Genomic DNA, 18,455 nt, shown 5'->3' with positions numbered 1-18,455 from the left:
GAACTTCGAAGTCAAAACGACAGTAGAAATCACAGATTGCTAATGTCGGCAACGCCGCCCTACAGGAACTTCATATCGTCATAGGTGAGGACAAAGATCGCTGACGGGTTCCGTATTCCTTCCACCTCGTGAAGCGAGGTCTCTTTACAGCGCGCCCTGGTCTTCAGCGAGAAAATTGCTGCAGTGACTGCCTCCCGACCTTCACCGGTCCCCTTGCGGTAGCGGCTTTCGGCGACCGGTGCGTTGGCCTTGATGGCGCCGCTCTCGAACTCATGCTCGTCTGTAGCGAGCACGCAGGCGATGTTCATAGCGCCATTGAAAGTGGAATTGAGATGAGCGGCACGTTCCTTCGATTTGTCACGCAGTCGACGCACCCGCCTTTCGGCCACAATAGCGGCGTGTTCAAAGTCGCCTATGCTCTTCGCAGAGAACCCGGCTGCTGCGTCGTGCGTTGAAGAACTCGCGCTCGCGGAGCAACTGTCGTGGTTCGAGACCAACATGGCAGAACCGACGCGGTTTCGGCATCACATCATCCCCGTACCTTCCCGTGAACAAGAGACGGCGATCTCTTGGGTCAAGGCCAGCGCGGACGGGCATGTTCGGAGGTTACGCCCACTTGTCGCTCTCGTTGAAGAGGCGGGCCGCATCAGGATCAATGAACTACGGACGAAGCGGCCCGGCTACATCGTCTTCGAGGACGACCATCAGGTGGTTGCCCTGCCTTTCGCCGACACGCCGCGCTGAGTCAGCTTTCCACCCCAGCCAGACCTCCGACGCTGATTTCGGGGGCGGCTCTGCGGAGATCTCACGTGATCTGCGCATTAGGTGTTGCGCTTGACCGAACGCGACTGCCGGTTGGCAGCATCGGCCGATCCGCCCAGCGTGTCCGCGACCGTGGCACCTCGCGCACCCATCGGCTGCTGCGCACCTGTGGTGGTGTCCTTGGCTGTCTGATGCTCCATCTCGGCATTCAGCTCCGCCCCCACAATCAGGACTATCACGGAGATCCAGGTCCACATCATCAAGCCGATGACTGCCCCGAGGGCTCCATACGTCGCGTTGTAGTCGGCGAAGTTCTCAAGATAATAGGAGAACCCTATCGAGACTGCGATCCAGACCACCGCGGCGAGGAAGGCGCCCCATGTCGCCCATTGCCACTTTGCCCTTTCGCGGCTGGGGCCGTAGCGGTAGATCAGCGTGATCCCGAGGCCGACCAGGATCAGCATCATCGGCCACCGAAAGATCCGCACAAGGGCCTCGGTCCAGCCGCCGAGGTTCAGCAGCGCAAGCATGGCCGGCACGACCCCCACCGAGACGGTAAAGCCGATAGCGATGAGGATGGCGCCAAGTGTGAAGCCCAAGGCCAGAAGATTCAGATGGATAAAGCCGCGCTTTTCCCTCTCCTCGTAGGCGATGTTCATGGCTTCGAAAAGCGTCTTGATGCCGTTGCTGGCGCTCCACAGTGCGACGGCAAGGCCGAAGATGAAGCCGAAGCTGAGCGCGCCAGTGTCCTGGGCGGCCAAGGACCTAAGCTGTGATCTGATAACGTCCAGACCGCCCGAAGGAAGTACGCCGCCAAGGAATGCAATGTGCTCAGCGATGGTCTGGGGATCGGCGACAAAACCGTAGATGGACACGAACGCGGCAAGCGCGGGAAAGAGGGCAAGGAGCAGATAGAATGCGGCTCCGGCCGCGATCAGCATAACGCGGTCCTCGTTTACTTCAGCAAAGACCCGCCACAGCACGTCCTTCCAGCCACGGCTGGGAATCTGTGACGGCCATTCGGCATTGCGTCCGCGGCCCTCAGCGCCCCGCTCAGGTTGCACTTGACCTTCGTAAGTGTCCTCGGCTGTTTTCTTCGACATGGCTGCCGGTCCGGAGCATCCTCTCCGCGGGGCAAACGTGTAATAACGCCAAAGGATGCAGGTGGCAGACCTGCGCTCACAAATAAAAATCCGCCGCCTGCAGAAATACTGCGACGTCCCCATGCGACGAGTCGATGTGATAGCGATACTGCCCTGCCCAGGACCTCAGTGGCTTGTTGGAGCGACCACCGAGAATAGCCAGCTTCCACCATCTCAGCGAATCGCGGTGGTCGGCTGATTGCCTTTTAACAATGACGCGGCCGGCCGGCGGGGATTCTGGCGTGGGCGATCGAGAGCTGTGCCTCTCGGCGTCCAGCCGCCTCCAGCATGCAACCGACCATTGCTTGGCATCAGGCCATCGCCTCCTGACAGTCGAAGCTGGGCGAAATCGCGGGCCAAACTTGCATGGCGTAGAGACCCTGCACATGGCCAGGTACCCGAACTCGCCGCCAGGCAATTAGTCGTGCAGAGGCAACTCAGAACTTGCGGCTCAAATGCGACGAGCCTGCCAGCCCGAACCGCCACTCGACATCCACAGCCTTGGAGATGCCGATCCGGCGTCCCGTCAAGATGGAGCTGGCTCTGCCTTCCGTCGATAGCTTCAACTGGAACGGGAGCTCGTCCAATGGCAGCCCGTCATATGATGCATCGACAGCAAGCGCCTGGCAAAGGCGACCGGGTCCCGAACAAAGAAATCGAAGGTCATCAACGCCGCGATTGGCCCGCATCAGGTCGAGCTTTGATTGCGGTTCGATCGCGCGCACAAGGACAGCACTACCGGGAAGGCAGACGGCATTCAGGCACCAATGCAGACCATAGGAGCGATAGACGTATGCGCTCCCTGGGGCGCCGAACATTGCGCTGTTTCGCGAAGTCCGCCCACAAAAACTGTGTGAGGCTGGGTCATCGGCGCGATAGGCTTCCGTTTCGACGACGATCCCGCCCACGCCGTGCACAAGAAGCGTCGCGCCGATCATATCGCGAGCGACAACGCAGGCGTCCCGGGCAAAGAACTGACGGTTCGTGATCAACGCCTGCACCAGATCACGACCGCGCCGAAACGTGGGGCCATCAAGAACGTTCCCGCTCTGGCTGCAAAAGGCCAATCCACCAAGGCCAAACTCGCGATCATCAGCATCGCGGCGCTTCCTGCTGAACTCGGATAGGTCTGATCGCCAATGTATGAGGGTCGATTGGCTATTCAACAGCGCCTAGAGACCCAGAAGACCGTGCCTGGCGCGTTTGCGATACCGCCTGGGTTAGGTGGCCCGGAGAAAATCTTCGCGCGCTGCTCAGGAGCAATACCACGAAGGAATGTGATAGGCTCTGCGATCGTTGAAGGCTTTTGATCGAGCCATATCATGCCATCGACCTCGATACGAAAAATGGCCTACGATCCCGACAGCAGAATCCTCTCGGTGTGGTTCGTCGCCAGCGACAAGCGTTACGAGTTTGAGGAAGTGCCGCCGGCGACCTTCGCCGCGTTCAAAGCCGCCTTTGCGAAAGGCCGCTTTTTCAACGAGCACATCCGCAATCGCTTCCGGTACCGTCAGTTTGCGGCCGGCAATGATGCAAGCTGTTGAACATTCCAACGGCCGATTGGTGGACGCAGCGCAGCCGGCGCGCGTAGGATTTTCTTACGATCCCCGCCCACGCTGCAAGAAGTCGTAGTAGGCACGCTGCACCTGGCGCCATCCAATCAGCCGCGGTCCTTGGTCCAATCGAATCGACGGCCGATGTGCAAAGGTCGAGCGTGGAATAGCTGTGCGGTTTGGCGGTGCGGGATTTTAGGCGTTTGATTACTTGCTCACGTATCGTCTGCGGCAATGCGATCCAACAGCTTACGGGATGCCAGTATAAGGCGGCAGGACCCATATTCCTATTGGCTCAGCAAGGGGCGACTGAGAATTTTCCCCAAGGCTAGTTCTCTGCCTCAAGCGATTTTCGCGCAACTGAGCGCAGCGCGCATCTCTGCTACTTTTCTCTGTCGCCAATCTTGTCCGGTCTGGACAGTATATGACGCGACGCTAATTTGATGCCGATGGCACGTTTTCTGTTGAGCCTCGTTTCGATTTTATTTTGCTGCACGCATCTCCAAGCGCAAGCGTGGCAGCTTTTCGGCGTCAGGCAGTTTGGCTTCATATTCGATGTTCCCCCTGGCTTTGTCCTGACACAGCGTTCGGACCAGGGCGCGGAATTTCGGGGCGAAAACGATGCCGTTCTTACCGTGTGGGGCGCAAGGCTCGGCGAGCACAGTTTTCGCGCCGAGATCGAGCACCGCATGGTCGAGGATGAAAAGGAGGGCTGGAAACTGACTTATAGGCGCGTCACGCCGAGATGGGCCAGCTACTCGGGTATCAAAAACGAACAGATCCGATATGTCCGCGCCATTGCGGTCTGCAACGACCGTGCCGCGCTCTTTGTCATAAATTACAGCAGCGATGAAAAAATCCCGTACGATCCGATTGTGGTGCGAATGGTGCGATCCCTGAAGGCGGAAGGTTGCTGAGAACCGTTAAACAGTCCATCCATTTCAAACCCGTCGTGGCGCTTTCCGCCGTTGCTTCGAAGACTGATCGTCAGCCGGTCCAACGCCATCCTTCTTCACAATCATTCCTGACTACGAAGGCCCGCAGCGGGCGCGCAATCGCGATTGAAAGCCAACCTTCGAACGAAGGGGCAGAGGGTGGCCGGCGCCCATTTGGGCGGGAGCGTTGGGGATTTAGGCGCCGGCCGGGCGTTTGGGGTCCGCCGCACGAACAACTACCAGAGTTGGGCGCGGGCGGTAGTAGCGAAAAGTCCTAAGCGCTGCCGTCCGTCTCGCTTTCCTCATCGATCCTCCGGACCGGCAGATAGGTGTTCGCTTCCAGCCATTCGCGCAACACGATCAGAACGAGTTCCGACCGGCCAGACACCCCGGCACTCGCACGCGGCGGGCGGTTTGCTCCAGTCCGGAATTCCGATTTGGAGGCCGCCATTGCATAGCTGCAGCGGTCAGGCTTGCCTTCACAACCCTCGCCCAGGCCAGGCCGGACACCCGCGCCATGACCTGCCAATAGACGCAGGCGCTGATCCAGAGCCAAGGCTCGGCGGTGCTGACCACCGGCCCGAACACCTATGCCCTCTACGTCCGCCGGTACAGCAATGCGTGCGACTGGTCGGAAATCCCAGCGGTAGGGTTTGTGCCGACGCTCGATGGCCAGTGCTTGGTTCATCGATGCAGAGAGCCGCTCTACACTCCTCCCGGCTGACGGTGACGAGCATAGCTATTCTGCTGCGCCTTTCGGCAGGAAGCCCTTAGCTTCAAGGTCGTCCAGTGAGTTTCTCGACATAGGCAGCGACCATGCGCCTGTCTGCCTTTGGGTCCTTGGAACGGAGTCGCATCATCGGCGTTACCGGCCAGCCAAACGCTGCCAACGATAGGAGGAACGCGCGTGATCGAGTTGACCGAGACGGAAAAGCGCTTTCTCAAGCGCGTTGATACCATCACTCACGTTCCCTGGTCGAACAAAGTCACAGCCGCAGATGCCAAAGGCAAGCCCATGCGTATCGCAAGGGCAACGTTTGTCCGATTAAGAGACGACGGCATCATCATCCGATCTACTAGCGACCTGACCTCGAACACCTACGTCATTAACCCTGCACCCGTGACGCCACAAGTGGAGGAAGTGCAGGAAGCGTCCTGATCGGGCGGGCACGGGCGGCGCGTCAATCCTTCTTCAGCCGCTGCCGGCCGCTTCCGCCGAATACCTTGCCGCGCTCGAGGAAATCGCGTGGATCGCTGCGGAATGGAAACACCGCTGGCCGCTCGCGCCCGACGAAATCACCTCCGCGCGGGGACTACATAGATGGCGAGCGTGATATCTCCGGGCGGTTCCTTAAACGCCCAGGAGAAGAGCACGTCCGTTGTGTCCGTGATATCCGAAACCTCGCCGCCATAGTGGCCTGGGACCGCCCGCTGCGAAGCAACGCGAGTGAGGCTATGCGAGCTAGGCGAGCGGCCTGGCTCGCAAGAGCAAAGAGAGAGCTCAAGATTGGCAAGCTCTATCAGGTTCAAACCGCCCGCCTTCGCAAGACTTCACGGATGGACCAGGCGAAGGCGAGGGCGGCGGCTGCGAAGAAGTCACTTTCAGATCTGGTGACCGCTATCATGGAGCAGCCCGGAACGACCATGGAGGGGATGCTGATCAAGGCGCAGGCGGTCACCACCTTCAATAAGTCGATTGCGAGCAAGTTCTACTTGGACGGCGAGCGTTGGGCTGAACAGTTGGCAGCGTCGGTTCTCCAGTTGGCTTCCACAGGGGACGCATCAGCATGAGCGCCAGCATCAAGACGAAGGCGCTGACTGCATTTGTGCAACAGTGCCTTGATCCGCTGCCCGATGCCGTCCTCATCGACACGCACCACAACCAGCTCATGCGTCAGGCGCGCCGCCTCCCTTGGCGCAAGGCTGATGCTGTCACCAGCCTGACAAGAGCGGAAACGGATTACTGGTGCGCGAAAAGCATTCACGCGATGTACGTCCTAGAGGACGAGGATCGATCTAGCGTCTATTCTCACAAACGGACGCTCAGCGTCGACAGGAGCCGGCAAGCTGTGGCGGATCAAATCCGAGTTCCAGCACCCGATCTCCTGGCGGTCCAGTGGAAGCGAGAAGCCGCAAAGGACCGCTGTCTGCCGATCGGCGAGGACGAAGTCGCCAAGCTCATCGCGGCGGACGAGGCGTTTCTTGCAGCGCATCCGATCACGAAGCAACCCCGTAGAAAGAGCGACCATCACTGAACCGGACAAAAACTATCATAGCCCGCTGCCTCACGGTGGCGGGCTTTTCTTTGCGTGAACCTCCAATTAGGATTGACACCTAGCGGCATTTCTCCCTCGCCCCGTCATGACCGAACCGTAACCTCGACCGGCAAGGGGGAGCGCTGGTTTTGCAGCGAGGCAGAAGCCCGAGCGGCCGGCTGGCGAAAAGCGCGACGGTGGCGTCCGCCTTGCTCCTGTCCCGCAGCTATTGCGCGACTTTGGTTCCGTTGACGCCCGGCAATCATGGAAGGCCGAGGGGCGAGTGATCGAGTTCCGGTTCCCATAGCACACTAGCCCAGCACTAAGCCTGCAATCAAAACGGCAAATCCGATAGAAAGCGGGACCGCCAAAAGCCAGCCCGCCTCCAAAACGCTATTTTCTTGCCGATCCATAACAGTCTCCTCTTTGATGCTGCCCCTGATTACGAAAGCCTTTGGGAGCGGTTCGGTTCCGACGATTTTGCCAAGGACCCGGGAAGATGGCACCACCGGGTGCTCGCGTTCGTCCTCCCCATTCGCGTGTTCGGCGTCGCATCGCGTCGCGTCAGGTCGACGCTGTTCGAACCGCTCGCGCGGTGATAAGCGGTTGAGGATCTGAGTCCTACTTGAAGGTACCGCAATTGCTCATCGCGTTCGCCATATCTGTAGGTCTCGCACTGGTAACGGTTCTGATGCACTATGAAGTACTAAATATCGCCGGAACGATGAGGCGTCGTTTTTCACTTCCGATGCGGGTTGATCTGCTGCTCTTGGTCGTCGCAGCAATCATTGCTCACGTGGTGGGGATCTGTCTTTTCGCGCTCGCCTACGCCTGGATGCACCACCATCCAGACCTTGGAGGTCTCGCAGGCTTGTTTTCCGGAAGCGCAGCGGATTTCTTCTATTTCTCGGTTACCTGTTACACGACGATCGGCTTTGGCGAAGTCTATGCCACTGGGCCGATGCGAATCGTTGCTGCCTTGGAGGGTCTCAACGGACTCGTCCTGATCGCTTGGTCAGCATCGTTCGCATACGCATCGACTTCGGATCTGTGGAAGCGGAAGCAAGACTGACGCGCGTTGCAGGGGTCGTGTTCCTACGTCATAGCCTGTTCGCGCCGAAAAGGTGCGGCGGGCTTTTTCCGTTCGGGCGCCTAGGAGCCTTGTAACCGTTTACCTGAATGTTCCCCATAGGGGTTTGTTCAAAATTCGCAACTGCACCGCTATCAGAACGGCCCGTTGCTATAGCGTGGTAATCGAGGCCATTAACCCCTATTGGGGAGGGTAATTTCGGGACCGGTACGCGCATGCTCGCGAGGGGAAGTTAGTTCAAAAGTCCCTATTGAGGATCAATGGCTTAGGCCAATTTAGTTAACAGGTTTCCGGTTAATAGGTCGCTTGGCCGCAGCGCATCGAGGACCACTTCGTAGACACTCCTATATGTCTTCCTCGATCTCACTTCGCCGATACCTACAGCTGCTTACTGCCGGTCCGGGCGATAGACGAGGAAAGCGAGACGGACGGCAGCGCGTAGACTGGGACGCGACCTCTATGCAGAAGACCCGCCGCTACATTTGCGAAGCGACGGGCCTCCGCCCCAATCCCCCATACCTGACTATGCAACTGCCGTGCCAGACTTATTGACCCATCGCGAGACACCTTATGGCTTCTGCGCAGGCCTCGATGTTGCAACAAGGATATGCCAGTCGGACCAGCTCGGCTGTGGGAATTCCCACACCGGGGAAAACATTGGCGAAATCCGCTCCCAGTTTGCATCCCGGAAAGCGGGGCCTGCGGCCATCAAATTTCCTTGGATAGGGCGTAAGGTGAAGTACACCTGATTGAACAAGAGGCTCAAGAGGCTGTTGTGACAGGCTCTCCGGCCTTCATCTCAAGACTTTGCGATGCCGACCTCGCCGCGCTGACCAAACGGTGGCACGAGCGCAGCTATCGACACAACGAGCTGATCATTTCCCACGGCGACACTGGTCGCGATGTCTTCTTCCTGCTGGAAGGACGGGCTCGCGTGACACTGGTTTCAGCGGACGGCAGGGAGATAGCGTATCGCGATGTCGAGCCGGGTGACATTTTCGGGGAGTGCACGCCGCAGCCTGAATTTCATTCGAGCAGTCGGCCAGACTTTGCCTCGCCCCGAATGTCGAAGCTGGCCAGCGTCGTCTGCACCGCCTATGGAAGCTCTCAGGGGTGTCTAAAATAGATGGTGAGTAGATTGCTGGACAGAAGACCGGCGGACGCGAGCCGGCCCCGCAACGTCTGGTCGGCCAGGGGGCTCGCTGTCCGACTCTTGCCGGCGTCTCAGGTCCATCATTATTCCGCGAAGTTTGATCGGAAGACCCGCTGGTTGCTGGCTCCGCTAACACAGCGTTTCGCACGGGGTCCCGTCGCCATCGCGATCCAGCTTGGAAATGTGCGGAACCGTACGAAGCGGATTGCACGCAACCAACGCGGTGGCCGGGCATTAATTTAGCAAAGCATCAAATAGGAAAGCATCGGGAGGAAGACCATGCTGCACCTTAACATGCCTGGCGAATTTGAGGTCGGCGATGAGGTTGCGCTAGCAGGTACCGTCATCACCATTCTCCCTAGCGGCCGAGCCAGAGTGAGCATTCCATCCTATGACCATCCTTACACGCTAGAGCCGCCACCCAAAGCCCGGGCCGGCGACCGAGTAGTTCTTGTTGGGGACGTCACCCGCATCGATCGCGGAGCAGACAAACTCACCGTGCGGATTGACTGCGGCGGCGTGATTACGGTCGACAGGTCGGCAATCACTCGGCTGAGGAAGCACCGCCGGGCTTCAGCCGGTTGACGCTACGGCGACACAACGGCCTGCGCTCGTCGGCATACGGAACATGCAAGCGTATCGTGCCTCAAGCCAATCTAACTTCGAGGGACCTGACCTAGGCCTGCGCTAAAAAGTCCGAACATTTCCCATCCCCTCGCCTTTCGGCAAATCTGGCGGAAAACGGAGACTAGGCAAATTTTGCGACCCCCAAAAAGCGCCTCGGGGTGCCGCGGCGGTGCCCCGAACGATTTCAGGGCAACAGGCCCCCGAGGGGGAGAATGCTAATCAACTGAAATCATTATAGAAATTTTGGTGGAGCCAATCGGAATCGAACCGACGACCTCTTGAATGCCATTCAAGCGCTCTCCCAACTGAGCTATGGCCCCACTCCGGCAGTCAACCGGCGCCGTTGCCGGCGAAGAGATCCGGCGCGGGTTGAGACCGCGCCGTTAGTGCAGGCGGCTTCTAACCCCGCCTTCCGTCAATATCAAGCCTTTAACAGCCGCTTTTTATCAAGAACCCGCGAAAGTCGGCGGGCGCTGTGTGAGAGGCCGGATCAGACTTCGTCGTCGTCATCGCCGACGCCGATCATGTCGGCGACATCGTCGTCCTCTTCCTCTTCGTCGGCGAGGAAGGTATCGTCGTCGTCGCCGAGGTCCACATCGTCCTCGTCATCGCCGAGATCGGGAAGATCGTCGGGCTTCGTATCCTCGTCCGCCTCTTCGAGCGAGACGACCTCGACGCCCTCTTCCTCCTCGGCGTCGACTTCCTTCTCGGCAACTTCCTCTTCCTCCTCAAGGGCGGCAATCTTGCCTTCCTCGAAATAAGAGCGGGGGTAGTTCTTGCCGGTATAGGGCGAGACGATCGGATCCTTGTTCAGATCGTAGAATTTTTGACCCGTCTCGGGGTCGATGCGTTTGGTGCCAAGTTCGGGTTTTGCCACAGCAAGCCTCGTCGATGAAAGTTTGGTCCCCATAACCACAGTTTACGGCGCTGTCAAAGCCTAAAGCCAGCGTCACAAATCCCCGCGTTGAGCGACCTCTTGCAAGGGGATGACCATTTCCGCCCGCCGTGATACGAGACCGCGCAAACCAGAAGAAAAAGGCCGGCCACCGGCGTTTTTCGCCCAAGGAAAACCGATGTCGCATACTGCCGCCCCGAAACCGGCCACCGCCCGCAAATCGCCAGCGCTTTCAGGCACAGCACGGGTGCCCGGCGACAAGTCGATCTCGCACCGCTCATTCATGTTCGGCGGCCTCGCCTCCGGCGAAACCCGCATCACCGGCCTGCTGGAAGGCGAGGACGTGATGCGCACGGGCGCCGCGATGAAGGCAATGGGCGCGCATATAGAGAAGCGCGGCGCTGAATGGGTGATCCGCGGCACCGGCAACGGCGCGCTGCTGCAGCCGGAAGGCCCGCTCGATTTCGGCAACGCCGGTACCGGCTCGCGCCTCACCATGGGCCTGGTCGGCACCTACGACATGGAGACGACCTTCATCGGCGACGCCTCGCTGTCCGGCCGGCCGATGGGCCGCGTCCTCGAGCCGCTGCGTCAGATGGGCGTGCAGGTGCTGAAGGCGACGCCCGGCGACCGCATGCCGATCACGCTGCGCGGCCCCAAACACGCCGCGCCGATCACCTACCGCGTGCCGATGGCCTCGGCCCAGGTGAAGTCGGCGGTGCTGCTCGCCGGGCTGAACACGCCCGGCATCACCACCGTCATCGAGCCGGTGATGACGCGCGACCACACCGAAAAGATGCTGCAGGGATTCGGCGCCAATCTGTCGGTCGAGACCGACGAGCGCGGCGTGCGCCACATCTTCATCGAGGGCCAGGGCAAGCTCACCGGCCAGACAATCGCTGTGCCGGGCGACCCGTCATCGGCCGGATTCCCGCTGGTGGCGGCGCTGATCGTGCCGGGCTCGGACATTACAATCGAAAACGTGCTGATGAACCCGACCCGCACCGGTCTTTTGTTGACGCTACAGGAAATGGGCGCCCGGATCGACGTTCTCGAGCCGCGCAATGAAGGCGGCGAGGATGTCGCCGATCTGCGGGTGCGCTACTCCGAGCTGAAGGGCGTCACCGTGCCGCCCGAACGGGCGCCGACGATGATCGATGAATATCCGGTGCTTGCTGTCGCGGCGAGCTTTGCCGAGGGCGAGACGCTGATGCAGGGACTGGAAGAGCTGCGGGTGAAAGAATCGGACCGGCTGTCGGCGGTCGCCGAAGGGCTGAAGCTCAATGGCGTCGACTGTACCGAGGGCGAAGCCACACTGGCCGTGCGTGGAAAACCCGGCGGCAAGGGGCTTGGCCAACATCCGAACGGAAAGAGCACCATCGTCCAGACCCATCTCGACCACCGCATTGCCATGAGCTTTCTCGTCATGGGACTGGCAACGGAAAAGCCTGTCACCATCGACGACCAGGCGATGATCGCGACCAGCTTTCCGGAGTTCATGGGGCTTATGAGGGGGCTGGGGGCGGAGATCGATTAGCCGATGTTGCAGGATTGGCCAATCCTAGCAGCTTGCCTGGGAGCTGCGCTGATCCCGTATCTGATCGAACGCCTCGTTTTTAAAGAACGATTTGGCATTTTCGCTTTTCTTTTCTGGCTTTTGGCCCTTCAATTCACGACCATCTACCTGTCATTTTATGCAGCCACATTTCTTGGGAATAACGACTGGATCTTTCTTGCGGGGCTTTTCAAAGCGTTTGGTGCAATGGCCTTTATGACAATCGGCGTAATACCTTTAATTGCGTTGCCATTATCGGTTTTGATCGCCTTGGCGGTACTGGCGTTCCGTCTGTTTAGGCAAGCTAGATGAGTCCAACCTTCACCATCGCCATCGACGGCCCAGCAGGCGCGGGCAAAGGCACCCTGGCGCGCCGACTGGCCGACCATTACCGGCTGAACCTGCTCGACACCGGCCTCACATATCGCGCGGTGGCGCACGCGCTGCTTCGGCTCGGCCTGCCGCTCGACAATGTCTCGGCCGCCGAGACCGCTGCCCGGCAGGTCGACCTGGCCAAGCTCGACCGGTCGGTGCTGACGGCGCATGCGGTCGGCGAAGCGGCTTCGAAAGTGGCTGTCATCCCTTCGGTGCGGCGCATACTGGTCGAAAAGCAGCGCGAATTCGCCAAGGCGCCGCCGGGCGCCGTGCTCGACGGCCGCGACATCGGCACCGTGGTCTGTCCCGACGCCGACATAAAACTCTATGTGATGGCGAGCGCCGAGGTGCGGGCACAACGCAGGCTGGCCGAGATCGAGAGCATCGGCGGCACCGCCGATTGCGACGATATCCTCGCCGATATCCTGCGCCGCGACGAGCGCGACATGGGTCGCGCCGACTCGCCGCTGAAGCCGGCCGCCGACGCGCACTTGCTCGACACGTCGGAAATGGCTATAGAAGCCGCGTTCCTGGCGGCCAAGGCGATCATCGACGACGTTCTGGCCAAGAGAAACAAAGCCTGAGCCGGGTTTCCTGCCGTTGCCGATTGCCGGCGGCGAAAAGATTACCCATATCGGGCACGAACCAGCCTGCCAGCATTCTTCATGCGCCGGAATTGCCGCTTAGGCGGCCAAGGGCTTTTTTGAGGCCCGGAACGCCGGCAGGCCAACGCAACGCTAACCCACGGCGCCCGCCCCGCTTGAGATGCGGGGCATTCCAGGAGAAACTATGTCAGTTGCAAATCCCACTCGCGATGATTTCGCGAGCCTGCTCGAAGAATCTTTTTCCGCCGGCCATTCCGGCGAAGGCCAAGTCGTCAAGGGCACGATCACTGCGATCGAAAAGGACATGGCAATCATCGACGTCGGCCTCAAGGTCGAGGGTCGCGTGCCGCTGAAGGAATTCGGCGTCAAGGGCAAGGATACGACGCTTAAGGTCGGCGACACGGTCGAGGTCTATGTCGAGCGCATCGAGAACGCGCTTGGCGAAGCGATGCTTTCGCGTGAGAAGGCCCGCCGCGAAGAGAGCTGGGTCCGTCTCGAAGAGAAGTTCACCAAGGGCGAGCGCGTCGAAGGCGTCATCTTCAACCAGGTCAAGGGCGGCTTCACCGTCGATCTCGACGGCGCCGTGGCCTTCCTGCCGCGCAGCCAGGTCGACATCCGTCCGATCCGCGACGTCTCGCCGCTGATGCACAATCCGCAGCCTTTCGAGATCCTCAAGATGGATCGCCGCCGCGGCAACATCGTGGTGTCGCGCCGCACCGTGCTCGAGGAGAGCCGCGCCGAACAGCGTTCGGAAATCGTGCAGAACCTCGAAGAGGGCCAGGTGGTCGAAGGCGTCGTCAAGAACATCACCGACTATGGTGCGTTCGTCGACCTCGGCGGCATCGACGGCCTGTTGCATGTCACCGATATGGCATGGCGCCGCGTCAACCATCCGACCGAAATCCTCAACATCGGCCAGACGGTCAAGGTGCAGATCATCCGCATCAACCAGGAAACCCACCGCATCTCGCTCGGCATGAAGCAGCTCGAGAGCGATCCGTGGTCCGAGATCGGAACGAAATTCCCGATCGGCAAGAAGATCAAGGGCACCGTCACCAACATCACCGACTACGGCGCGTTCGTCGAGCTGGAGCCGGGCATCGAGGGTCTCATCCACGTTTCGGAAATGTCGTGGACGAAGAAGAATGTGCATCCCGGCAAGATCCTGTCGACGACGCAGGAAGTCGACGTGGTGGTGCTCGAGGTCGATCCGGCCAAGCGCCGCATCTCGCTCGGCCTCAAGCAGACGCTCGAGAACCCGTGGCAGGCTTTCGCCAGCAGCCATCCGGTCGGCAGCCAGGTCGAGGGCGAGGTCAAGAACAAGACCGAGTTCGGCCTGTTCATCGGCCTCGAAGGCGATGTCGACGGCATGGTCCATCTTTCCGACCTCGACTGGACCCGTCCGGGCGAGCAGGTGATCGAGGAGTACAATCGCGGCGACATCGTCAAGGCGCAGGTGCTCGACGTCGACATCGACAAGGAGCGCATCTCGCTCGGCATCAAGCAGCTGGCCAAGGATACGGCCGGCGAGGCGGCGACTTCGGGCGAACTGCGCAAGAACGCGGTCGTCACCTGCGAGGTCACCGGCGTCAAGGATGGCGGACTGGAAGTGCGGCTGGTCGACAGCGGCATCGAGACCTTCATCAAGCGCTCCGACCTCAGCCGTGACCGCGACGAGCAGCGCCCCGAGCGCTTCACGGTCGGCCAGAAGGTCGATGCCCGCGTCATCGCCTTCGACAAGAAGACCCGCAAGCTGCAGGTCTCGATCAAGGCGCTGGAAATCGCCGAAGAGAAGGAAGCGGTCGCCCAGTACGGCTCGACCGACTCCGGCGCTTCGCTGGGCGACATCCTGGGCGCCGCGCTGAAGAAGCAGGGTAGCTAGGTCCACTAACGCCGCGCCTCGCGCGGCCTGTTAAAAAACCCCGCCGGAGCGATCCGGCGGGGTTTTTGTTTGACCATGGTCAGAGCATCGTAACCCCAAACGTGGCAAACCGATTTTGGGAAATCCGCGCTCAAACAAAGAGATAGATCAGGCCCTGCCGTAGAGCGGCACCAGTGTGCCGCTCATCGCCAGATTGGCCGGCGAAGCGAGGTAGGCGATCGCTTCCGCCGCCGCTTCGAGGCTGACCCATTTGCCGAAATCGGCGGCCGGCATGTCAGCCCGGTTGGCCGGCGTATCGAGGGTCGAGGGCGCGACCGCATTGACCAGAATGCCCTTGCCCTTGAGTTCTTCCGCCATCGCCACCGTCATTGCCGCGACCGCTGCCTTGCTGGCGGCATAGGCGATCATGCCGGAACCGCGCCGCAGGTCGAGCCCGGCACGCGCCGTGATATTGACGATGCGGCCCGACACGGAAGATTCCAGCATTGAGCGGATCGCCGCGCGGCAGCACAGGAAGGTGGTGCGGGCGTTGGTGTCCATCATTTCGGCAAAAGACGCGGGCTCGATCTTCTCGACCGGCGCGGCGGTAAAGCCGCCGGCCAGATGGATGGATGCCCACAAATCCGTAACGCTGGCGAAGAACGCATCGACCTTGGCGGGGTCGGCGAGATCGACATTGTGCGCCAGCCTGACACGCTCATGTGCCGGGAAGGGAAAATGCGCGGGCGCGGCGGCATGGGCGTTCGGCACATGGCAGATCGCGCCCTGCTCCAGCAGTTTGCCGACAACCGCGCCACCGAGCGCTCCGGTGCCGCCGGTCACCACAACATGCCTGCCGTCCAGTGTATCCGTCATCTACGACCGCTCCTGTCACTCATATGCCGCTGCTCGCCGCCGCCGAAGGTCGCGCCTTTCGCGCGATCACTCAACCGAAATCTTGATGACGCAGCGCCGCTTGTGCGCGTCAGAACGTCGGCCATCCGACGCGGATCGCATCCCCAGGCAGACGCTGCCACAGCACTCAATCGATGGTGATCTCGATGAGATACGGCAGTCCGGTCGCCCGCGCGCGCTTGAGTGCGTCTGCCAGATGGCCGATGCCGGCGAGCCGCTCGGCGGCAATGCCGTAGGCCTCAGCCAGCTTGCAGAAATCAGGCGGCGCCGGCGAGACGCCGACCGGCTCGACGCCGACATCGAGCATCGAGGTTTCGATTTCGCGATAGCCGAGATTGTTCCAGACGACGAAGATCACCGGCGCCGCAGCGTCGAGCGCGGCGCCCAGTTCCGGCAGCGTGAACTGGAAACCGCCGTCGCCGGTGAGACAAACGACCGGCGCATCAGGCACGGCAAGGGCTGCGCCGATCGCCGCCGGCGGACCATAGCCCAGCGCGCCGAAGCCGGTGGCGGCGTTGAACCAGCCGCCCGGACGGTCGTGATCGTAATAGAGGTTGGCGGCATAGACCGGCTGGGTCGAATCGCCGACGATGATCGAGCCCGGCAATGCATCGCGGATCATCTCGACGGCGCGGGTTTGCGCCTGGAGGGCCGGGGCCATTTCGGCAAAGGCTGCTTGCCTCGTCGCAGCGGCGCGAGACTGGCCGTCGCCCGATGGCGGCTGGTCCGTACCAATCTCGACAAGCAGCGCCTCGAGTGCTGCGCCGCAATCGGCATGGATCGAAATCCGGGCGGGCCGGCGGGCAAGCTGGTCGGCGCCGATGTCGATGCGGATCAGATTGGACGGCAGGACAAAACCACCGTCGCCATATCCGTCGTAGTCGGTCGGGCCGAATTCGGTGCCGGCGGCAATGACCAGATCGGCCTCGGCCATCAATGCACGCACCGCCTTCAGACTGGGGCTGGCCGGCACGCCGAGCGGATGGCGGTGCAGCAGGCCGCGGGCATTGGCCGTCTGGACAACCGGCGCTCCCAGCCTTTCGGCAAGGCGCTGTAACGGCGCTTCGGCTCTCTTGGCGCCGCCGCCGGCAAGGACCAGCGGGCGGCGGGCAGCCGCGCAAAGTTTTGCCGCCTCTGCTATATCAGCCGGATTCGGCTCGGGCGGCGCGACATTCGTCAGCAAAGCGGTAATGCCGCCGGCCGGCTTGACCATGATATCGGTCGGGATCTCGATATGCACCGGGCCCGGACGCGACGACGAGAACAGGGCGAAGGCGCGGGCAAGAACGCCCGGCAGTTCGTCGGCGTCGGTGACACGGTGCGAAAACAGCGCGACCTTTTCCATCATGCCGCGCTGGTCGGGCAGTTCGTGCAGATGGCCAAGGCCCTTGCCCAGTGTCGGCGTGGCGTTGACGCCCGAGATCACCAGCATCGGAACCGAATCGGCACGGGCCTGGCCCATGGCGGTGATGGTGTTGGTCAGCCCCGGTCCGGTGATGACGAAGGCGATGCCGGGCCTGCCGCCGGCGCGCGCATAGCCGTCGGCCATGAACCCGGCGCCCTGTTCATGACGCGGGGTGACGTGGCGAATCTTCGAGCGCGCCAAGCCGCGATAGAGTTCGACCGTATGCACACCCGGAATGCCGAAGACTGTATCGACATCATGGGCTTCGAGCAAAGTGATGAGCGCTTCGCCGACTGTCGTCATTGCCTGAGCACCGGACGTGTGAGGCAGGTCGGTCCGCCCTCGCAGGCGATGCACAGTGCGTCCGCCTCGAAGGTTGAAACCCTGCAGCCGGCGGCCGCCATGGCCGCCGCCGTCTTCGGGAAGCCGGCAACGGCGATCACCTCGCGCGGCGCGGTCGGCAGCACATTCAGGCTGAGGCCGTTGGAGGCGAAGAACTCCCCGGCGTCGCCTTCGACCAGGCGAATGCCTCGCGCCCGCAGCATCTGGTAGAAGGCAGCCGGCAAAAGCGGTGCATAGACCAGCGCCAGATCGTCGGCCAGCGGACTGATCACCGACATCAGATGCAGGCAGGCGTCCTCGCCATGCCAGAGCGGCAGGTCGTAGCCATAGACCTGGATACCCTTGGGGGTGAGCAGGTTGGCGAGTTGCTGGATGCCGTCCTGGTTGGTGCGCACACCGCGGCCGACGGCCAGGGTCCCTGAATCCAACCAGACGCAATCACCGCCCTCGACCTGTCCGGGAGGCTCGATGCGGCCGAGGATTGGTACGCCCATGCGTTTGTAGGCCGCCTCGTGCAGGCCGGGCTCGGCACGGCGCAGCGCCTTGCCCATGGCGAGGATGATGGCGCCGTGGTCGGTCATCAACGATGGATCATGCGTGAAGACCGAATCGGCAAGCCCGTCATCGGCGTCGGTCAGCCATTCGATCGCGGCGCCGGACGCAAGAACCAGCGTCGTCAGCGCCTCATGCTGGGCGGCGGCCTTTTGCGGATCGAAGCCCGCACCATAGTGCCATTCCGATGCTTTGGCGCGGGCCATAGCGCTTGCGGCGGACCGCATCAGCACGCGCTGCAGGGGCCCGGCCATGGACTGCGACCCGTATTCTTTTGCCAACAAGTGCTCCTTAAACGCCCATCCCAGCCAATAGCCACTCAGCGAGCCGTGATCAATGGTCCAAAAAGCATGGTTGACGGAGGCAAGCGGAACGGTACATCTTGAAAATGAGAAGTCTGTCCAGTGATGGTAATGGGTAAAAAATTCCAGCA

General features: G+C 61.2%; 21 protein-coding genes and 1 tRNA gene. 12 read left to right on the top strand and 10 right to left on the bottom strand.

The features are described 5' to 3' along the window. Window positions 1-59: 59 nt before the first annotated feature. Window positions 60-374, bottom strand: coding sequence for a hypothetical protein (locus AC0L2B_RS31065; RefSeq protein ID WP_473748078.1), 315 nt, complete (start codon window positions 372-374; stop codon window positions 60-62). Between the two features lie 40 nt (window positions 375-414). Between AC0L2B_RS31065 and AC0L2B_RS31060 the strand changes: the two genes are divergently transcribed. Next, complete coding sequence (locus AC0L2B_RS31060; protein ID WP_473748077.1) at window positions 415-744, top strand: hypothetical protein; 330 nt, start codon at window positions 415-417, stop codon at window positions 742-744. Window positions 745-821: 77 nt separating this feature from the next. Here AC0L2B_RS31060 and AC0L2B_RS31055 read toward each other — a convergent pair whose 3' ends face one another. Both AC0L2B_RS31055 and AC0L2B_RS31050 read right to left on the bottom strand, forming a co-directional pair. Then, window positions 822-1,865, bottom strand: coding sequence for a YihY/virulence factor BrkB family protein (locus tag AC0L2B_RS31055; protein WP_473748076.1), 1,044 nt, complete (start codon window positions 1,863-1,865; stop codon window positions 822-824). 476 nt (window positions 1,866-2,341) lie between these two features. Further along, entirely contained in the window at window positions 2,342-2,896 is a 555-nt protein-coding gene (locus AC0L2B_RS31050) for a DNA-3-methyladenine glycosylase (RefSeq protein ID WP_473748270.1), read from the bottom strand. Between the two features lie 330 nt (window positions 2,897-3,226). Between AC0L2B_RS31050 and AC0L2B_RS31045 the strand changes: the two genes are divergently transcribed. Together AC0L2B_RS31045 and AC0L2B_RS31040 are read left to right on the top strand one after the other, a co-directional pair. Next, the gene (locus tag AC0L2B_RS31045; protein WP_473748075.1) at window positions 3,227-3,448 is read left to right on the top strand and encodes a KTSC domain-containing protein; all 222 of its coding nucleotides are present in this window, start codon (window positions 3,227-3,229) and stop codon (window positions 3,446-3,448) included. A 452-nt stretch (window positions 3,449-3,900) separates the two neighbouring features. Next, entirely contained in the window at window positions 3,901-4,374 is a 474-nt protein-coding gene (locus AC0L2B_RS31040) for a hypothetical protein (protein WP_473748074.1), read from the top strand. A gap of 292 nt (window positions 4,375-4,666) precedes the next feature. On the opposite strand, the gene AC0L2B_RS31035 is transcribed toward AC0L2B_RS31040, so the two are convergent. Further along, complete coding sequence (locus AC0L2B_RS31035) at window positions 4,667-5,080, bottom strand: hypothetical protein (protein ID WP_473748073.1); 414 nt, start codon at window positions 5,078-5,080, stop codon at window positions 4,667-4,669. 219 nt (window positions 5,081-5,299) lie between these two features. On the opposite strand from AC0L2B_RS31035, the gene AC0L2B_RS31030 reads away from it, so the two are divergent. The 5 genes from AC0L2B_RS31030 to AC0L2B_RS31010 all read left to right on the top strand — a co-directional run bounded on the left by AC0L2B_RS31030 (window position 5,300) and on the right by AC0L2B_RS31010 (window position 8,863). Then, entirely contained in the window at window positions 5,300-5,551 is a 252-nt protein-coding gene (locus AC0L2B_RS31030) for a hypothetical protein (protein WP_128171165.1), read from the top strand. A gap of 398 nt (window positions 5,552-5,949) precedes the next feature. Beyond that, a complete protein-coding gene (locus tag AC0L2B_RS31025) occupies window positions 5,950-6,183 on the top strand; it encodes a hypothetical protein (RefSeq protein ID WP_473584624.1) in 234 nt (77 codons plus the stop codon). Further along, window positions 6,180-6,647, top strand: a complete 468-nt coding sequence (locus AC0L2B_RS31020) for a hypothetical protein (protein WP_473748072.1) — start codon at window positions 6,180-6,182, stop codon at window positions 6,645-6,647. The genes AC0L2B_RS31025 and AC0L2B_RS31020 overlap by 4 nt, the downstream gene beginning before the upstream one ends. Window positions 6,648-7,272: 625 nt before the next feature. After that, window positions 7,273-7,719 (top strand): potassium channel family protein, encoded by a 447-nt coding sequence (locus AC0L2B_RS31015; protein WP_287220681.1) that lies wholly within the window; start codon window positions 7,273-7,275, stop codon window positions 7,717-7,719. Window positions 7,720-8,512: 793 nt separating this feature from the next. After that, window positions 8,513-8,863 (top strand): Crp/Fnr family transcriptional regulator, encoded by a 351-nt coding sequence (locus tag AC0L2B_RS31010; RefSeq protein WP_473748071.1) that lies wholly within the window; start codon window positions 8,513-8,515, stop codon window positions 8,861-8,863. A 156-nt stretch (window positions 8,864-9,019) separates the two neighbouring features. On the opposite strand, the gene AC0L2B_RS31005 is transcribed toward AC0L2B_RS31010, so the two are convergent. The 3 genes from AC0L2B_RS31005 to AC0L2B_RS30995 form a co-directional block, all read right to left on the bottom strand. Beyond that, entirely contained in the window at window positions 9,020-9,109 is a 90-nt protein-coding gene (locus AC0L2B_RS31005; protein WP_128181921.1) for an excalibur calcium-binding domain-containing protein, read from the bottom strand. Window positions 9,110-9,761: 652 nt separating this feature from the next. Next, window positions 9,762-9,837: transfer RNA gene (locus AC0L2B_RS31000), tRNA-Ala, on the bottom strand. Between the two features lie 170 nt (window positions 9,838-10,007). After that, complete coding sequence (locus AC0L2B_RS30995) at window positions 10,008-10,394, bottom strand: TIGR02300 family protein (RefSeq protein ID WP_023796772.1); 387 nt, start codon at window positions 10,392-10,394, stop codon at window positions 10,008-10,010. A 196-nt stretch (window positions 10,395-10,590) separates the two neighbouring features. Here AC0L2B_RS30995 and aroA point away from each other — a divergent pair, with 196 nt between their 5' ends. The 4 genes from aroA (at window position 10,591) to rpsA (ending at window position 14,829) form a co-directional block, all read left to right on the top strand. Continuing rightward, window positions 10,591-11,949: a 3-phosphoshikimate 1-carboxyvinyltransferase gene (gene aroA / locus AC0L2B_RS30990; RefSeq protein ID WP_473748070.1), complete on the top strand. Its 1,359-nt coding sequence runs from the start codon at window positions 10,591-10,593 to the stop codon at window positions 11,947-11,949. 3 nt (window positions 11,950-11,952) lie between these two features. Further along, complete coding sequence (locus AC0L2B_RS30985; RefSeq protein ID WP_473748069.1) at window positions 11,953-12,279, top strand: hypothetical protein; 327 nt, start codon at window positions 11,953-11,955, stop codon at window positions 12,277-12,279. After that, window positions 12,276-12,926, top strand: coding sequence for a (d)CMP kinase (gene cmk / locus AC0L2B_RS30980; RefSeq protein WP_473748068.1), 651 nt, complete (start codon window positions 12,276-12,278; stop codon window positions 12,924-12,926). The genes AC0L2B_RS30985 and cmk overlap by 4 nt, the downstream gene beginning before the upstream one ends. Window positions 12,927-13,131: 205 nt before the next feature. Beyond that, window positions 13,132-14,829, top strand: coding sequence for a 30S ribosomal protein S1 (gene rpsA / locus AC0L2B_RS30975; protein ID WP_473748067.1), 1,698 nt, complete (start codon window positions 13,132-13,134; stop codon window positions 14,827-14,829). A gap of 147 nt (window positions 14,830-14,976) precedes the next feature. Here rpsA and AC0L2B_RS30970 read toward each other — a convergent pair whose 3' ends face one another. The 3 genes from AC0L2B_RS30970 to AC0L2B_RS30960 form a co-directional block, all read right to left on the bottom strand. Then, complete coding sequence (locus AC0L2B_RS30970) at window positions 14,977-15,684, bottom strand: SDR family NAD(P)-dependent oxidoreductase (RefSeq protein WP_091592748.1); 708 nt, start codon at window positions 15,682-15,684, stop codon at window positions 14,977-14,979. A gap of 166 nt (window positions 15,685-15,850) precedes the next feature. Further along, window positions 15,851-17,431, bottom strand: a complete 1,581-nt coding sequence (locus tag AC0L2B_RS30965; RefSeq protein WP_473748066.1) for a 5-guanidino-2-oxopentanoate decarboxylase — start codon at window positions 17,429-17,431, stop codon at window positions 15,851-15,853. Then, on the bottom strand, window positions 17,428-18,276 hold the full coding sequence (locus AC0L2B_RS30960) for a dimethylarginine dimethylaminohydrolase family protein (RefSeq protein ID WP_473748269.1): 849 nt from the start codon (window positions 18,274-18,276) through the stop codon (window positions 17,428-17,430). Before AC0L2B_RS30960 ends, AC0L2B_RS30965 begins: the two co-directional genes overlap by 4 nt. Between the last annotated feature and the right edge of the window lie 179 nt (window positions 18,277-18,455).

It is taken from the genome of Mesorhizobium sp. WSM4815 (genome assembly GCF_055811575.1).
This window is presented reverse-complemented; position numbering and strand designations above follow the sequence as displayed.

Coding starts and splice junctions, on each gene's coding strand:
- AC0L2B_RS31060 (WP_473748077.1), top strand. CDS start 415: ATGCTCTTCGCAGAGAACCCGGCTGCTGCGTCGTGCGTTGAAGAACTC.
- AC0L2B_RS31055 (WP_473748076.1), bottom strand. CDS start 1,865: ATGTCGAAGAAAACAGCCGAGGACACTTACGAAGGTCAAGTGCAACCT.
- AC0L2B_RS31045 (WP_473748075.1), top strand. CDS start 3,227: ATGCCATCGACCTCGATACGAAAAATGGCCTACGATCCCGACAGCAGA.
- AC0L2B_RS31040 (WP_473748074.1), top strand. CDS start 3,901: ATGCCGATGGCACGTTTTCTGTTGAGCCTCGTTTCGATTTTATTTTGC.
- AC0L2B_RS31035 (WP_473748073.1), bottom strand. CDS start 5,080: ATGAACCAAGCACTGGCCATCGAGCGTCGGCACAAACCCTACCGCTGG.
- AC0L2B_RS31025 (WP_473584624.1), top strand. CDS start 5,950: ATGGACCAGGCGAAGGCGAGGGCGGCGGCTGCGAAGAAGTCACTTTCA.
- AC0L2B_RS31020 (WP_473748072.1), top strand. CDS start 6,180: ATGAGCGCCAGCATCAAGACGAAGGCGCTGACTGCATTTGTGCAACAG.
- aroA (WP_473748070.1), top strand. CDS start 10,591: ATGTCGCATACTGCCGCCCCGAAACCGGCCACCGCCCGCAAATCGCCA.
- AC0L2B_RS30985 (WP_473748069.1), top strand. CDS start 11,953: ATGTTGCAGGATTGGCCAATCCTAGCAGCTTGCCTGGGAGCTGCGCTG.
- cmk (WP_473748068.1), top strand. CDS start 12,276: ATGAGTCCAACCTTCACCATCGCCATCGACGGCCCAGCAGGCGCGGGC.
- rpsA (WP_473748067.1), top strand. CDS start 13,132: ATGTCAGTTGCAAATCCCACTCGCGATGATTTCGCGAGCCTGCTCGAA.
- AC0L2B_RS30970 (WP_091592748.1), bottom strand. CDS start 15,684: ATGACGGATACACTGGACGGCAGGCATGTTGTGGTGACCGGCGGCACC.
- AC0L2B_RS30965 (WP_473748066.1), bottom strand. CDS start 17,431: ATGACGACAGTCGGCGAAGCGCTCATCACTTTGCTCGAAGCCCATGAT.
- AC0L2B_RS30960 (WP_473748269.1), bottom strand. CDS start 18,276: ATGGCCGGGCCCCTGCAGCGCGTGCTGATGCGGTCCGCCGCAAGCGCT.